Below are 15,254 nucleotides of genomic sequence, written 5' to 3'. Positions count from 1 at the left end.
AGCGGTTACAACAACGCGGTCCTGTGGCTATGGGCCCCTGCGTTCGCAGGGGCGACAGCCAGTGTCGTCATTCCGGGGCGAGGCCACAGGCCTCGAACCCGGAATCTCGATATTGTTGCAGAGAATGCAAGCCAAGCTCGAGATTCCGGGTTCGCGCATTGCATGCGCGCCCCGGAATGACGGGCTGACATCTGTCAGGAGATAATCACTCCCGCGTCTCGCTGAACGTCGCGCGGAACGGGTGTCCCGGATAGACGCCGATGATGCGGAATTCGCGCGAGAAGAACTTCAATTCCTCCAGCGCAAAGGCGAGGCCCTTGTCGTCAGGGTGGCCGTCGACATCGGCATAGAATTGCGTGGCGAAGAAATTGCCGTCGACCATGTAGCTTTCCAGCTTGGTCATGTTGACGCCGTTGGTAGCGAAACCGCCGAGCGCCTTGTAGAGCGCGGCGGGAAGGTTGCGGACGCGGAAGACAAAGGTGGTGACCAGCGGACCCGAGTTCTGCTCCGCCCATTGCGGCTCCCGCGACAGCACCACGAAGCGGGTGGTGTTGTGGGCCTCGTCCTCGACGTCTTCGGCCAGAATGTCGAGGCCGTAGATCTCGGCGGCAAGGCGGGAGGCGATCGCAGCTACGCTCTTGTCGCCGCGCTGGGCGATGTCGCGGGCGCTGCCGGCGGTGTCGCCGGCCACGATCGACCGGATGCCGAGCTGGCGGATGATGCGGCGGCATTGGCCAAGCGCATGGACGTGGCTCTCGACCGTCTTGATGTCGGCGAGCTTGGCGCCTTTGATGCCCATCAGCTGGTGGCGGATCGGCAAAAACCATTCGCCGACGATGTAGAGGCCTGAGGCCGGCAGCAGATGGTGGATGTCGGCGACCCGGCCGGCGACCGAGTTCTCGATCGGGATCATGCCGAGATCGGCTTCGCCGGAGGAGATCGCGCCCAGCGCGTCCTCAAAGGTCGCGTAGGGGACGGCCTCGGCGCTCGGAAAAGCGTCGGAGATGGCGATGTGGGAATTGGCGCCCGGCTCGCCCTGGAATGCGATTTTCAAGATCTTGCTCATGAGAGGTTTTCTAGCAGCAGCTTAAGTTTTGGACAGCAGTCGCCGTGCGGTTTCGAGGTCGGCCGGGGTGTCGACGCCAAGTGGGACCGACGTGACGATCGCTGCATCGATCCGCATGCCGGCTTCCAGCGCCCGTAGCTGTTCGAGTTTTTCGCGCACTTCCAGTGGCGATGGCGGCAGCCGGACGAAGCGCTCCAGCGCCGTACGTCGGTAGGCATAGAGGCCGATGTGATGATAGCGCGGCCCCTCACCGTAGGGCGCGGTGGCGCGGGTAAAATAGAGCGCTCTGAAACGGTCCGGCCCCGTGGCGGAGCCGATGAGCTTGACGACGCTCGGCGTCGTATGTTCTTCCGCCTCGCGGATTTCGGCCACCAGGGTTCCGATATCGACGGCGGCGTCGGCCACCAACGCGAGGGCCGCGCGAATGTCCTGCGGGGGAACGGTCGGCAAGTCACCCTGGACGTTGACGATCGCCTCTACCTCGCGCTGTGGATCGAGTTTCTGCAGCGCCTCGAAGATGCGGTCCGAACCCGAGGGATGATCGGGGTTCGTCATCACCGCCGTGCCGCCATGGGCGGTCACGGCCGCGGCGATCTCGGGTGTGTCGGTCGCGACCGCCACCCGGCCGATGGCTGCCTCCTCGGCGCGCCGGAGCACGTGCACGATCATCGGCACGCCCGCGATGTCCATCAGCGGCTTGCCGGGCAGGCGGGTCGAGGCCATGCGGGCGGGAATCAGCACCAGGGTGCGGGGATTGGTCATCGTGAACGGCAGATCGGAAAGGGTCGCAACACGCGGTCCGGCTCGGCGGAATGGCCGGACGGCGGTCCGCTTATACGGGTTGCCAGAGCACGGGCAAACCGATATCTCACATCTGCCGAAGGGGGCGGCGCAACGGCTCGATTCCTTGAGGCGAAGCCATGGCCGCTGTCGGCGGCCCAACGATGAAATTTGCCCGCGGAGCCTGACGCCACAATGGACTCCTTCGAACTCAATAAGATTCTCGGGGCCGTCCTGGCCACCTGTCTCGTTCTGCTGGTGACGAGCTTCACCGCCAATGCGCTGTTCGCGCCCAAGATGCCGGAAAAGCCGGGCTTCGAGATCGCCGTGAAGGAGACGGAAGGCGGCGGTAAGGAAGCCGCTGCTCCCGCCGCTGCCGAGCCGATCGAAAAGCTGCTGCAGACCGCCTCGGTGCAGAAGGGTGAGGCGGCAGCCAAGAAGTGCACGGCCTGCCACACCTTCGAGAAGGGCGGTCCTAACCGCGTCGGCCCGAACCTCTTTGGCATCGTCGGCGATCACAAGGGTGAAGGCCGCAACGGCTTCAACTTCTCGGCGGCGATGAAGGCCGCAGGCGGCACCTGGACCATCGACGACCTCAACAAGTTCATCGCCAACCCGAAGGGCTTCATTCCGGGCACCGCGATGGGCTTTGCCGGTATCCAGAAGGACAGCGAGCGCGCCGACGTCATCGCTTTTCTGAACTCGCTCTCGGACAATCCGCAGCCGCTGCCCACCGCGGCCAAGTGAACGTTTCTGAGTAAACCGGTCCGCGTGAACCTTACCGCCTCAAGCGACGTTGACGGCCAGGCCTTAGCCTGGCCGTTTTCGTATCCGGGATGTTCCGGGTCGCTTTGAGGCGTTTGGTCGCAGCGGGTCCGTTCACAACCCGGTATCATGAGGAAAAAGCAACGTTATTTGCCGAATCCTTGCCGTATATTGCGGCCTGAATGGAACCCGATCCGGATCACCGGACGGTGTTTTCCGAACTGATCTTGCTCACTAGAGTGGGGCGCAATACCGGTCGGCTGCGGCCGGCGTGGCGCGCGGCTAGGCTTCTCTGCAAAGGACCCTTCATTTGGCGATTACCCGACGAGAGCTTCTCAAGAGCGGCGCCCTCGCTGCGATGACCCCGGCGCTCGGTGCCGCTGCCAATCTCCCGGCCTTCACCACCGCGGCTCATGCTCAATCAGCGAGCGCGCCGGTCTGGCGCCACGCACTGGCCCTGTTCGGCGACATCAAATATCCGGCCGACTTCAAGCGCTTCGACTATGTCCATCCGGATGCGCCCAAGGGCGGCGTGGTGCGCATGTTCGAACAGGGGACGTTCGACAACTTCAATCTCGTGGTCTCCGGCGTCAAAGGGTCGCTGGCCGGCGCCGTTCAGCTGACAATGGAGACGCTGACGACGCGATCGCTGGACGAGCCGTCGACCGCCTATGGACAGCTTGCGGAATCGGCCGCCTATCCGGATGACTTTTCCTATGTCGTCTACCGTCTGCGCGGCGAAGCGCGCTGGCATGACGGCAAGCCGGTCGTTCCGGAAGACGTTGTGTTCTCCTTCGATGCGCTGAAGAAGAACAGCCCGATGTACAGCGCCTACTACCAGCACGTCATCAAGTGCGAGCAGGTCGGCGAGCGCGACGTCAAGTTCTCATTCGATGCGCCAGGCAACCGCGAACTGCCGACCATTGTCGGCGAAATCCCGATTCTCCCGAAACACTGGTGGGAAGGGACTGATCCTCAGGGCAACAAGCGCGATATCTCCGCGACGACCTTGGAGATCCCGCTGGGATCGGGGGCCTATCGGATCAAGGAATTTACCGCCGGCCGATCGGTGGTGCTGGAGCGTGTCGCCGATTACTGGGGCAAGGATCTTCCGGTCTCGGTCGGGCAGAACAATTTCGAGCAGATCCGATTCGAGTTCTTCCGGGACGACACGGTCGGCCGCGAGGCCTTCAAGGGCGATCAGTTGGATTGGTTCGCCGAGCGCAGCGGCAAGCAATGGTCGACGGCCTATGACTTTCCGGCCGTGACTGAGAAGCGCGTTGTCAAGGAGAAGTTTCCGGACGCGAGCTCGGGCCGGATGCAGGGCTTTGCGATGAACCTGCGCCGGCCGCTATTTGCCGACGTCAAGGTTCGTCGCGCGTTCAACTACGCCTATGACTGGGAGGAGTCGGACCGGCAACTCTCGAATGGCGAGTACCATCGCGACAGCAGCTATTTCGACGGTATCCCTGAGTTCATGGCGACCGGCGTTCCGGAAGGTGAGGAGCTGCAGATTCTCGAAACCATCCGCGACAAGGTGCCGGCGGAGCTGTTCACGACTCCCTACAAGAATCCGGTGGGCGGCAATGCCGAGGCGTCACGCAACAATTTGCGCGAAGCGGCGCGCCTGCTGAAGGAGGCGGGATTCGAGATCCGCGACCGCAAGCTGGTCAATCCCAAGGGCGAGCCGGTCAGCGTCGAATTCCTGTCCCAGGATCAGGGCGACGAACGCGGCGTGCTGTTTTACAAGCCCTATCTCGAGCGGCTCGGCATGGCGGTGAGCGTTCGAACGGTCGACAGCGTGCAGTATCAGAACCGTTTGCGCAGCTTCGATTTCGACATCACGACGGCCGTATGGCCGCAATCGATTTCGCCCGGCAATGAGCAGCGCAATTTCTTCGGCTCGGATTCCGCGGACAGGCCGGGATCGCGCAATCTTCCCGGCATCAAGAACCCCGCCGTGGATGCGCTGATCGATCGCATCATCTTTGCCAAGAACCGTGCCGAGCTGGTCGCGAGCTGCAAGGCGCTGGATCGTGTGCTGCTGTGGAATTGCTATGTCGTTCCGCAATTCGCCGCAGGCTTCGAGCGGGCCGCGCGCTGGGACCGCTTCAGCCATCCCGAGCCGCTGCCCAAATATGGCATCAGCGGCTTTCCAAATCTGTGGTGGTGGGACGCCGCGAAGGCCGCCAAGACGGGTGGCCGCTCTTGAGCCGCCGGTTGCGCCCGTTCATCCTGTCGCGCCGGGGTGTGCTCGGTCTCGGTCTCGGCGCGCTGAGCGCCGCGCATCTCCGTGCTGCTGCAGCGACCGAAGGCGAAGCCTTCGCCGAATCGCACGGCATGTCCGCCTTTGGCGACCTGAAATATCCGGCCGACTTTCACCATTTCGGCTACGTCAATCCGGAAGCGCCGAAGGGCGGCACGTTCTCGACCATCCCTTCGGCCCGCGCCTATAACCAGTCCTTCTTCACCTTCAACTCCTTCAATGCCTACATCATGAAGGGCGAGGGCGCGCAGGGCATGGCCATGACCTTCGTGTCCCTGATGGCGTCGGCCGCCGACGAGCCGGATGCGATGTATGGTTATGCAGCGAAGTCGGTGGCGATCTCGCCGGACAAGCTGGTCTATCGCTTCACCCTGCGGCCCGAGGCGCGCTTCCATGACGGCTCGAAGATCACGGCGCAGGACGTGGCGTGGTCGCTGACGACGCTCAAGGAAAAAGGCCACGCGCTGATCGTGACGCAGCTGCGCTTCATGGAGAAGGCCGAGGCGCTGGACGACGCGACTGTCGTCGTGACCTTCGCCAAGGATCGCGCCCGCGACGTGCCGCTCTATGTCGCGAGCCTGCCTATCTTCTCCAAGACCTATTATGCGACGCATCCGTTCGAGGAATCCACGATCGACGTGCCGCTTGGCAGCGGCCCGTACAAGGTCGGCAAATACGAGATCAATCGCTTCGTCGAGTTCGAGCGGGTCAAGGACTGGTGGGCGGCCGATCTGCCGGTCTGTCGCGGCAGTTACAATTTCGATGCGGTCCGCTACGAATTCTATCGGGACCGCGATGTCGCTTATGAAGGTTTTTCCGGCAAGAACTATCTCTATCGCGAGGAGTTCACGGCTCGGATCTGGGCGACGCGCTATGATTTCGCCGCCGTGAAGGATGGCCGCGTCAAGCGTGAGACCTTGCCGGACGAGGTGCCGTCCGGAGGGCAGGGCTGGTTCATGAACACCCGCCGCGACAAGTTCAAGGATCCGCGCGTGCGCGAGGCCTTCAACTACGCCTTCGATTTCGAATGGACCAACAAGACCATCATGTACGGCGCCTATACGCGCCTGGTGTCGCCGTTCCAGAATACCGACATGGTCGCCGAGGGCCCGCCGTCGCCGGAAGAGCTGAAGCTGCTGGAGCCGTTCCGCGGCCAGGTGCCGGACGAGGTGTTCGGGATGCCGTTCGTGCCGCCGGTCTCCGACGGCTCGGGGCAGGACCGCGCTCTGTTGCGCAAGGCTCAGCAGCTGCTGAATGAAGCCGGGCTGACGATCAAGGACGGCAAGCGCTATTTGCCGAATGGCGAGCGCTTCAGCGTCGAGTTCCTGGTCGACGAGGTGGGACTCCAGCCGCACCACGGGCCCTTCATCAAGAACCTTCAGCAGCTCGGCATCGATGCCAGTTTGCGTATCGTCGATGCCGTGCAGTTTCGCGCCCGCATCGAGGATTTCGATTTCGACATCGCCATGGAGCGGCTCTCGATGTCAGCGACACCAGGCGACAGCCTGCGGCCCTATTTCGGCTCCCGCGAGGCCGCGACCAAGGGCTCGTACAATCTTGCCGGCATCGTCAGTCCCGCGATCGATGCGCTGGTCGAAAAGGCGATCGCGGCGGAGAGCCGCGCCGAGCTGACGGTTGCCTGCCGCGCGCTCGACCGCGTGTTTCGAGCCGGTCGCTACTGGATTCCGCAATGGTATCGCGCGACCCATCCGCTTGCCTATTGGGACGAGTTCAACCATCCAGCCAAGCTGCCGAAATATGCGCAAGCTGCCGGCGTGCCGGATATGTGGTGGTTTGACGCCGCCAAGGCGGCCAAGATCGAACAGGCGAAGTAATTCATGGCTGCCTACGTCGCCCGCCGCATTCTGCTGATGATCCCGACCTTGTTCGGGATCCTGTTCGTCTCCTTCATCGTGGTGCAGTTTGCGCCCGGCGGGCCGGTAGAGCGCGTCATCGCGCAGCTCACCGGCGCCGATACCGGCGGCACCTCGCGCATCTCCGGTGGCGGCGGTGATTTCGCTTCCCGCGGCCCAGGCCAGATCGGCGCGGCCGCCGACGCGGTCAACTCCAAATATCGCGGCGCGCAGGGGCTCGATCCCGCCTTCATCAAGAACCTCGAGAAGCAGTTCGGCTTCGACAAGCCGGCGCCGGAGCGTTTCGCGCTGATGGTGTGGAATTTCGCGCGCTTTGATTTCGGCAAGAGCTATTTCCGCGACGTCAGCGTGCTGCAGCTGATCAAGGAGAAGCTGCCGGTCTCGATGTCGCTCGGCATCTGGATGACGCTGCTGACCTATCTGATTTCGATTCCGCTCGGCATCCGAAAGGCCGTGCAGGATGGCAGCCGCTTCGATACCTGGACCTCCGCCGTCATCATTGTCGGCTTTGCGATTCCAGGCTTCCTGTTCGCGATCCTGCTGATCATCCTGTTCGCCGGCGGCTCGTTCCTGAACATCTTCCCGCTGCGCGGGCTGACCTCCGACGGCTGGTCGAACTTTCCGTGGTACTGGAAGATCATCGACTATTTCTGGCACCTGACCTTGCCGCTGGTGTCGATGGCGCTCGGCGCCTTCGCGACCATGACGCTTCTGACCAAGAACTCGTTTCTCGACGAGATCCGCAAGCAATATGTGATGACGGCGCGCGCCAAGGGCTGCAGTGAGCGGCAGGTGCTCTACAATCACGTGTTCCGCAACGCCATGCTGATCGTGATTGCCGGCTTTCCGGGCGCCTTCATCAACGCCTTCTTCTCCGGCTCGCTCCTGATCGAGACCATCTTCTCGCTCGACGGGCTCGGGCTGTTGTCGTTCGAGAGCGTGCTCAATCGCGACTATCCGGTCGTGTTCGGCACGCTCTATATCTTCTCGCTGGTCGGTCTCGTCGTGAACCTGCTCTCCGATCTCACCTATATGTGGATCGATCCCCGGATCGATTTCGAGGCGAGGGAAGTCTGATGACGCTGGTCGCTCCGCCTCCTGTCGAGACCACGACCCGGGAACCGCTCGGCGAAGCCGTGCCGCCGACGCGGCAGCGCTTCCGGGTCTCGCCCCTGAACCACCGCCGCTGGCAGAACTTCAAGGCCAACAAGCGCGGCTACTGGTCGTTCTGGATCTTCCTCGTCCTGTTCTTCGTCTCACTGTTCGCGGAGTTGATCGCCAACGATCGGCCGTTCCTGATCAAGTTCGACGGCCATCTGTATTGGCCGGCCTTCGTCTCCTATCCGGAGACCGCTTTCGGCGGCGACTTCGAGACGGCGGCCGACTATCGCGATCCCTATTTGCAGAAACTGATTGCGGACAAGGGCGGCATCATCGTCTGGCCGCTGATCCGCTATTCCTACGACACCCATAATCTCGATCTGCCGACGCCGGCGCCGTCGCCACCGACGTGGATGTTGACGGAAGCGCAGTGCAAGCCGGTGGTCGAGAAGAAGGGGCTGAAGAGCTGCCGCGACCTCGAATACAACTGGCTCGGCACCGATGATCAGGGCCGCGACGTGGTGGCGCGCCTGATCTACGGCTTCCGCATCTCGGTGCTGTTCGGTCTCACGCTGACGTTTTTCTCCTCCATCATCGGCGTCGCCGCCGGCGGCGTGCAGGGCTATTTCGGCGGCTGGATCGACCTCTTGTTCCAGCGCTTCATCGAGATCTGGAACGCGATTCCCTATCTCTATCTGCTGCTGATCCTGTCCGCCGTGCTGGTGCCCGGCTTCTTCACCTTGCTCGGCATCATGCTGCTGTTCTCCTGGGTGTCGCTGGTTGGCCTGGTCCGCGCGGAATTCCTGCGTGGACGCAATTTCGAATACATCCAGGCGGCGCGTGCGCTCGGCGTCTCCAACGGGGTCATCATGGTCCGGCATCTGCTGCCGAACGCGATGGTGGCAACCATGACGTTCCTGCCGTTCATCGTGTCGAGCTCGGTCATGACCCTCACGGCACTCGACTTCCTCGGCTTCGGCCTGCCGCCGGGCTCGCCCTCGCTCGGCGAATTGCTGTCGCAGGCCAAAGCCAATGTGCAGGCGCCGTGGCTCGGGCTCACCGGCTTCTTCTCGGTCGCGATCATGCTGTCGCTTCTGATCTTCATCGGCGAAGCCGTGCGCGACGCCTTCGATCCCCGTAAGACCTTCAGGTGAGCGGCATGGACGCGATCAGCCAGTCGCTTTTGTCGGTCACGGACCTCTCGGTCGCCTTCCACCAGCAGGGCCGGGCGTCGCTCGCCGTCGATCGTGTCTCCTTCGACATCAAGCGCGGCGAATGCGTCGCGCTGGTCGGCGAATCCGGCTCCGGCAAGTCGGTGAGCGCGCTCTCGGTGCTCAAGCTGCTGCCCTATCCGGTGGCGTCACATCCGTCCGGGAGCATCCGCTTCAAGGGACGCGATCTGCTGACGCTGTCGGAACGGGAGATCCGCGAGATCCGCGGCAGCGACATTTCGATCATCTTCCAGGAGCCGATGACCTCGCTCAATCCGCTGCATACGATCGAGCGGCAGATCACCGAGATCATTCACCTCCACCGGCCGATGTCGAACAGCGCGGCGCGGGCGCGGACGCTGGAGCTTTTGACCCAGGTCGGCATTCCCGAGCCGGAGACCCGGCTCGGCAGCTATCCGCACCAGCTCTCCGGTGGCCAGCGCCAGCGCGTGATGATCGCGATGGCGCTGGCCAACGAGCCTGATCTGTTGATTGCCGACGAGCCGACCACCGCGCTCGATGTCACCGTGCAGGCGCAGATCCTGACGCTGCTTGCCGACATCCGCGCGCGGCTTGGCATGAGCCTGCTGTTCATCACCCATGACCTCGGGATCGTCAGGCGCATTGCCGACCGGGTCTGCGTCATGAACGGCGGCAAGATCGTCGAGCATGGACCGGTGGAGCAGGTGTTCACCGCGCCGAAACATCCCTACACCAAGGCGCTGCTCGCGGCCGAGCCCAAGCCGGATCCGGCGCCGCCACGGCCCGACGCGCCGGAGGTGATGTCAGCCAATGATCTGAAGGTCTGGTTTCCGATCAAGCGCGGCCTGTTCCGCTCGACGGTCGGCCACATCAAGGCGGTCGACGGCGTCAGCCTCGCCGTGCGCAGGGGCGAGACGCTTGGGGTGGTCGGTGAATCCGGCTCCGGCAAGACCACGCTGGGCCTTGCGCTGTTGCGCTTGATCTCCTCGGACGGGCCGATCGTATTTCTGGGCCGCAATATCCAGGGCCTCAAGTTCAAGGACGTCCGTCCGTTCCGTCGCAACATGCAGGTCGTGTTCCAGGACCCGTTCGGCTCGCTTAGTCCGCGCATGTCGGTCGGCGACATCATCGCCGAGGGTTTGAGCGTGCATCAGCCGAAGCTGTCGGACGACGCGCGCGAGGCCCGCGTGATCAAGGCGCTCGAGGATGTCGGGCTCGATCCGGAGACGCGCTTCCGCTATCCGCATGAATTCTCCGGCGGCCAGCGTCAGCGCATCTCGATTGCCCGCGCCGTCGTGCTGGAGCCGAGCTTCATCGTGCTGGACGAGCCGACCTCGGCGCTCGACATGCTGTTTCAGTCGCAGATGGTCGACCTGTTGCGCGAGCTGCAGCGCAAGCACGACCTGACCTACATGTTCATCTCGCACGATTTGCGCGTCGTCGCCGCCCTCGCCAGCCATCTGATCGTGATGCGCAACGGCAAGGTGGTCGAGGAGGGGCCGGCTGCCGAGCTGTTCAAGAACCCCAAGTCCGACTACACCCGCGCGCTGTTCGCCGCCGCCTTCCGCAACGAGGCAGCCGGGAATGGGGCGGTGGCGACCTGATCCTGCTGCTTGCGCCCCGCGTGGACGCCGGGCCGTTCTAGGTGCTCGTCCCAGCTTGGACGGCGTAGGGTGGCATTCGTCCAACGCCTTAGGAGCTGATCGCGATCCCCTCCGCGGCCCGCGTATAGGCAGACGATCCGAGATGATCTTCTGGCTCCTGCCAGCGGCGCCGTGGCCAATTCCCTGACGTTCAGCCGACTGCCACTGATCGCGGCGAGCCGCGGCTTCAGCAGTACAGCGTCTTCAAATAGAAATCTAGTAAGGGTTGTGTGACAATAATTTGCTCGCCATGAGCGTTGGAGCGCGCGGCTAGGTCCTCTCCTCCAAGGGAGCATCCAGCGAGGCTGGGGCATGAACTCTCGAGGCTCAAGAATAAAACAGGCCCTGGAAGCGAGGGCGGTTCGGAAGCAGCATGCATTAGCAAGCGCATTGGGGGTTCACGAAAGTGCTATCACACGATGGAAGGAGGACGGCACCATGAGCTTGGAGAATGCGATTGCGCTCTGCAAGGAACTGGACGTGTCGGCCGACTGGCTCCTGCTGGGCATCGGTCATATGGATCAGCATAAAGAGCGTGCCGAAATAGCTCCTCCCTATACAGAGTTGTTTGCACACCTCTCTCCCGCGGCAGCGGCGGCACTCACGAAATTCATCAGATTGATCGCGGCCGACTCCTAGAGGCTCCTGACCCCGCGTGGACGGGTTCGGCGGGCTGATGACCCGCGCCAGCCGCTGGTTGCGCAAGACACAAGTGCTTGCGGCAGGGAAAAGCAAAATGAGTCGTCCTCGGTAATTTACTATCTTAAGTTGTGTTTGTCGGAAGCTGCGATCGGAGTGGCGCATGCCCGACATGATCAACGGAGATGAACATGACTGACTACAAGCTTTCGTTGAAGCCCACAGGCAAATGGACCTACGCGACGACGTGCAGCGGACCCGATAAGCTTTCGGGTACGGTACAGCTCACATACAAGGAAGGTGAGCTGCTGAAAAAGGGCTACACATACAAGATTTCGGACAATTCAGGGACCGATTTCGGTCTTTGGGCCTGCGAACGCACCTGGGACGATAAGAAGGAAGGTGACTTTACGCCGGCCAAGCTGGCCGCTGAGACAAGCGGTGAGCTCGCCGCCGAGACGACCTATTCTGTCGATTTCGAGAACAGAACGCCAGACACCTGGACGATGAGCATCTATCAGACCCTGCCTACTTCGCCGGGGCTCAAGAGCTTGTCCTGGAAGCAGACGACGGTGCCCAAGAATGGTGAGTCCGGCGTCGAATGGAGCATCAGCTATCTCGTCGGCATCGCGAACTACAAACAGATTGGTGGAAAGGGCGTCTATAAGGCTTCGCAGAAGCTCGGTACTCAATTGGGTCAGAAATGGGCTTGTCGTTTCCAGGACGGCGCTCAGCAGCTGTTCGAGGACGGCAGCGCCAATCCGGGACAAGTGCTGATCCAGAACAAGTCGGGCGACCTTGCCAACCTCGGTATCGGGATGGATGGCGATCTGGCGCTCGTGCAGTCCAACGTCTATTCCGGAAACAGCGCACAGTTCGAGGTCGCCCCAGTCTATTGGGTCGCACTCTACAAGGACGTCGTGCAAGGCGAGGTGATCTCCGGCAATCAGGTCCACGGACCGCTGCAGGTGGTCTTCCCGGGCGGCGTAACGCATTTGACCTATGAAGCCTATATCGATGGAAACGAATTCGTGTTCGGGTTGAAGGGCGGCCCCGCCGTGCGTGCTCCGCTCGACCAAGTCGAAATGCGTCTTCGCATGCTGCAGGCTGCCTGAAATGACCAATTCGGGTTGTTGAAATGCACCCCGCTGGCCTGACCAGCGGGGTGCATCATCGAGCGTTCCGAGCACTCCAAAATATGCAATGCGGCGGCTGCCGAATCGCTTGCTTTGCCGCGAATGAACGAGGTGATTTGCCCGGGGGCGCGGTTTGCGAAAACCCGTCCAGCCCTGCCGCGAAAAATATTCTGATTCTTATTTTCAGAAATCATGCATACTCCACGACGTCCTGCCTCACACGAGGGGGGCGTACGCGTCGTCACGGACGTCGGGTGCGGGATGCGATGGCCGTGATGGTTGCGCTGGACGAGCGTAGGCCGGCGCGGATGGCGAAGCGGACCGTCGCCGTGGCCTTGATGCGCTGCCTTCGCCCAGTTCCGCCGCAGCGCGCGACGCAAGCGCCAGTTCGTGTATCGGCGCGGCTTCTTTGGATCACTCCAACCACATGCATCCAGCAAGCCTGGCGGCACTTTAACGTGCCGTGCTAATCGGCGTTGCTCGCCCGTTCATGAACCTAACGACGCTTCTCCGCGTTCTTCTTTTTACAGGTAACAAGAAGACCAACATGGGAGGAACTCAGATGCGTAAGTTGATCTTGGGTGCAGCAAGTGCGCTCGCTTTTGCCTCTCCGGCCGTGGCCTCTGATCTGCCGGTAGCCGGCTATAGCGAAAGCTATGTGCGGTCGTACGAGTACCGGGCGCCTCCGGCTGTTGTCGAAGAGTTGGCTCCGGTGGTTTCCGAGACGGTCGTAGTGCGCCGCCCTGTCCTTGTGGCGCCGCCGCGGGTTGTGGTCGAAGACTATCCCATCTACTCGGAACCGCACGTGTATGTCGCACCTCGTGCATACGAGTACGCAGGTCCGGGGTGGCGCGGCGGATGGGGCTATCGACATCACTTCCACGGTGGTTGGTAAGCCCTGGGAGCTAAGTGAATTTGGGCGAGCAGCGCCCCCTGGTGAAGCCGTGCTCCGGAAGCCCGCAACCCAACGAGCTTCCGGTCAGGAGCCCCGAGCTGATGGCCGACTTCTACTGGCAAGTGAACCCTGCGAGCCTTGGCGTTTGAATGTCCGGAGGATTAGCAGTGAAGCGAGTCTTGAAACCGGTCACTTATGTGATAGCGGCTCTGTACTTCCTAGTGGACGCGGTTTTCATGGCTATCGCGAAGCCGATCTCGGATTGGCTTGCCAGGCATGTCGTGCTGCGGCGATTGTGCGTCTGGATCAAATCGTTGCGGCCCTACCCGTCGCTGGCGCTGTTTTCAGTACCGGTGATCATCCTTGAACCGGTCAAACCGTTGGCGGCTTATCTCGCGGCTACCGGTCAGCTGCTGAGCAGCGTTGCGACATTGGTTGTTGGCGAGCTTTTAAAGCTCGTGCTGGTCGAACGCCTGTTCAGCCTTACCCGGGACAAGCTGATGAAAATTCCAGCCTTTCTCTGGGCCTACACAAAATTCCAACAAGCAAAGGCTTGGGTGGAAGCCACCGAGGCTTGGCGAGCCATTCGCGCAATAAGTAAGGCCGCCCGCCAGTATGTGACCGAGATGAAGAAATCAGCAGCAGTCGCTTTGCGCCAGCCTTGAACCGTGAGGACGGAAGGCCTTCGCCGCCGGACAGAAGATCTGAGATGGGCCACTCGCAGCGGTGATCGCGTCAAATCGGATAGCGCCATTGCAATGTGCGCCGCGTGAGCAAGAGCGCTGCGAGCACGATGACCAAGACTACGAGATAGAGCCCGGCTCATGCTGGACGAGGCGACCTCGGCGCTCGACATGCTGTCAGTTGCAGATGGTCGACCTGTTGCGCGAGCTGCAGCGCAAGCACGATCATGACCTACATGCTCATCTGGCGGGGCAGGTGCGGGCTGCCTCACCTCACCTTGGTCCCCGTCACGTCCTCGAACGTGTATTGTATCGCCGACAGAGCGAGGCCAACTTCCTGCTGCGAGAGAGGACGATAAAGGTCATGTCCTGATAGCCTGGCGATGACGCGTTGCTGGACTTCATTGAAGGGCTTGAAAACATAGGCAGGAAGAACCTCTCTACCCCGGATCACGATCGCAGAACGTGCCTTGCCGTAGGCATGAGTGGCTTCCCTCAGCGCCGAGGCATTTTCGGGTGAATTGTCGTTGATGTAGGCCATCTGGCTCTCGAGCAGCCTATCCGCCAGCTGAAGGATTTCGATGACAGTGTTGTTTTCTGGCATGGTCTGCTCCTACCAAGAATTGTTGTCTTCGATTTCCAACGGCAAATGCGATGTCGTCGTGAGCGAATGGTGCGGCGTTGCTTCGGTCGATCTGCACCCGGTCATCGATCCCGTGCATCGGACCGCTCCCTGCGGATTGTTCAGGTGCTTGCAGGGATCTTCAGCTTACCAATCTTTGGCGGGGTATTGTAGCCGCGGAGGCGGCCGGGCCGCTGTCCAAATCGGGCAAAAAGAGGTCGCGACGTGCTCACGTTGCGGCGATCAATCCGGAGCTACGCGTTCCAAACCTCATGCGCCATGTTGTGGCGGCGCGTGCCATGCGCGACAGCCAGCCCGCTCCCGGTGAACGCGTCTCTATCCAATGGCCGCGCGGTTGAGGCGCGTACGCCCCGGTCCAAATGAGTCTGCTCGAGTGATTTGCCCGGCGGGCCCGGTTTGCGAAACCTTGTCCAGTCCTGCCGTGAAAAATATTTCCATTTCGTATTTTCAGAAATCGTGCATACTCCACGTCGTCCTGCCTCACGAGAGGGGCGTACGCGTCGTCACGGACGTCGGGTGCGGGATGCGATGGCCGTGACGGTTGCGCTGGACGAGCGCAGGCCGGCGCGG

At 62.0% G+C, this 15,254-nt stretch carries 12 protein-coding genes; 9 read left to right on the top strand and 3 right to left on the bottom strand.

What is annotated here, in order from left to right; translation table 11 throughout:
- Positions 1 to 205 precede the first annotated feature (205 nt).
- Positions 206 to 1,066, bottom strand: coding sequence for a prephenate dehydratase (locus BRAS3843_RS28820; protein ID WP_008972667.1), 861 nt, complete (start codon positions 1,064 to 1,066; stop codon positions 206 to 208).
- A 21-nt stretch (positions 1,067 to 1,087) separates the two neighbouring features.
- The gene (locus tag BRAS3843_RS28815; protein WP_008972666.1) at positions 1,088 to 1,828 is read right to left on the bottom strand and encodes a 3-deoxy-manno-octulosonate cytidylyltransferase; all 741 of its coding nucleotides are present in this window, start codon (positions 1,826 to 1,828) and stop codon (positions 1,088 to 1,090) included.
- Between the two features lie 213 nt (positions 1,829 to 2,041).
- Between BRAS3843_RS28815 and BRAS3843_RS28810 the strand changes: the two genes are divergently transcribed.
- The 9 genes from BRAS3843_RS28810 (at position 2,042) to BRAS3843_RS28770 (ending at position 14,023) form a co-directional block, all read left to right on the top strand.
- On the top strand, positions 2,042 to 2,593 hold the full coding sequence (locus BRAS3843_RS28810; RefSeq protein WP_008972665.1) for a cytochrome c family protein: 552 nt from the start codon (positions 2,042 to 2,044) through the stop codon (positions 2,591 to 2,593).
- Positions 2,594 to 2,921: 328 nt separating this feature from the next.
- On the top strand, positions 2,922 to 4,823 hold the full coding sequence (locus BRAS3843_RS28805) for an extracellular solute-binding protein (RefSeq protein WP_008972664.1): 1,902 nt from the start codon (positions 2,922 to 2,924) through the stop codon (positions 4,821 to 4,823).
- A complete protein-coding gene (locus BRAS3843_RS28800; RefSeq protein ID WP_244425493.1) occupies positions 4,820 to 6,712 on the top strand; it encodes an extracellular solute-binding protein in 1,893 nt (630 codons plus the stop codon). Before BRAS3843_RS28805 ends, BRAS3843_RS28800 begins: the two co-directional genes overlap by 4 nt.
- A 3-nt stretch (positions 6,713 to 6,715) precedes the next feature.
- Positions 6,716 to 7,828, top strand: a complete 1,113-nt coding sequence (locus BRAS3843_RS28795) for a microcin C ABC transporter permease YejB (protein WP_008972662.1) — start codon at positions 6,716 to 6,718, stop codon at positions 7,826 to 7,828.
- The gene (locus BRAS3843_RS28790; RefSeq protein WP_035983120.1) at positions 7,828 to 9,006 is read left to right on the top strand and encodes an ABC transporter permease; all 1,179 of its coding nucleotides are present in this window, start codon (positions 7,828 to 7,830) and stop codon (positions 9,004 to 9,006) included. Before BRAS3843_RS28795 ends, BRAS3843_RS28790 begins: the two co-directional genes overlap by 1 nt.
- A 5-nt stretch (positions 9,007 to 9,011) precedes the next feature.
- Positions 9,012 to 10,649: an ABC transporter ATP-binding protein gene (locus tag BRAS3843_RS28785; RefSeq protein WP_008972660.1), complete on the top strand. Its 1,638-nt coding sequence runs from the start codon at positions 9,012 to 9,014 to the stop codon at positions 10,647 to 10,649.
- 351 nt (positions 10,650 to 11,000) lie between these two features.
- Positions 11,001 to 11,327 carry a helix-turn-helix transcriptional regulator gene (locus BRAS3843_RS28780; protein WP_035983118.1) on the top strand — a complete coding sequence of 109 codons (327 nt, stop codon included), beginning with the start codon at positions 11,001 to 11,003 and terminating at the stop codon, positions 11,325 to 11,327.
- 191 nt (positions 11,328 to 11,518) lie between these two features.
- A complete protein-coding gene (locus tag BRAS3843_RS28775) occupies positions 11,519 to 12,442 on the top strand; it encodes a hypothetical protein (protein WP_008972658.1) in 924 nt (307 codons plus the stop codon).
- Positions 12,443 to 13,594: 1,152 nt separating this feature from the next.
- Entirely contained in the window at positions 13,595 to 14,023 is a 429-nt protein-coding gene (locus tag BRAS3843_RS28770) for a hypothetical protein (RefSeq protein ID WP_008972656.1), read from the top strand.
- A 286-nt stretch (positions 14,024 to 14,309) separates the two neighbouring features.
- Here the strand turns inward: BRAS3843_RS28770 and BRAS3843_RS28765 are convergent, their stop codons facing one another.
- Positions 14,310 to 14,645, bottom strand: a complete 336-nt coding sequence (locus tag BRAS3843_RS28765; protein ID WP_008972655.1) for a hypothetical protein — start codon at positions 14,643 to 14,645, stop codon at positions 14,310 to 14,312.
- Between the last annotated feature and the right edge of the window lie 609 nt (positions 14,646 to 15,254).

Origin of the sequence: Bradyrhizobium sp. STM 3843, assembly GCF_000239815.1 — a bacterium.
GTDB lineage: Bacteria > Pseudomonadota > Alphaproteobacteria > Rhizobiales > Xanthobacteraceae > Bradyrhizobium.
The sequence above is the reverse complement of the archived record's forward strand: the minus strand, read 5'-3'. Positions and strand labels throughout refer to the sequence as shown.

Excerpts from the sequence above, each read along its gene's own strand:
- BRAS3843_RS28820 (WP_008972667.1), bottom strand. The coding sequence starts at position 1,066 with ATGAGCAAGATCTTGAAAATCGCATTCCAGGGCGAGCCGGGCGCCAAT.
- BRAS3843_RS28815 (WP_008972666.1), bottom strand. The coding sequence starts at position 1,828 with ATGACCAATCCCCGCACCCTGGTGCTGATTCCCGCCCGCATGGCCTCG.
- BRAS3843_RS28810 (WP_008972665.1), top strand. The coding sequence starts at position 2,042 with ATGGACTCCTTCGAACTCAATAAGATTCTCGGGGCCGTCCTGGCCACC.
- BRAS3843_RS28795 (WP_008972662.1), top strand. The coding sequence starts at position 6,716 with ATGGCTGCCTACGTCGCCCGCCGCATTCTGCTGATGATCCCGACCTTG.
- BRAS3843_RS28790 (WP_035983120.1), top strand. The coding sequence starts at position 7,828 with ATGACGCTGGTCGCTCCGCCTCCTGTCGAGACCACGACCCGGGAACCG.
- BRAS3843_RS28785 (WP_008972660.1), top strand. The coding sequence starts at position 9,012 with ATGGACGCGATCAGCCAGTCGCTTTTGTCGGTCACGGACCTCTCGGTC.
- BRAS3843_RS28780 (WP_035983118.1), top strand. The coding sequence starts at position 11,001 with ATGAACTCTCGAGGCTCAAGAATAAAACAGGCCCTGGAAGCGAGGGCG.
- BRAS3843_RS28775 (WP_008972658.1), top strand. The coding sequence starts at position 11,519 with ATGACTGACTACAAGCTTTCGTTGAAGCCCACAGGCAAATGGACCTAC.
- BRAS3843_RS28770 (WP_008972656.1), top strand. The coding sequence starts at position 13,595 with ATGGCTATCGCGAAGCCGATCTCGGATTGGCTTGCCAGGCATGTCGTG.
- BRAS3843_RS28765 (WP_008972655.1), bottom strand. The coding sequence starts at position 14,645 with ATGCCAGAAAACAACACTGTCATCGAAATCCTTCAGCTGGCGGATAGG.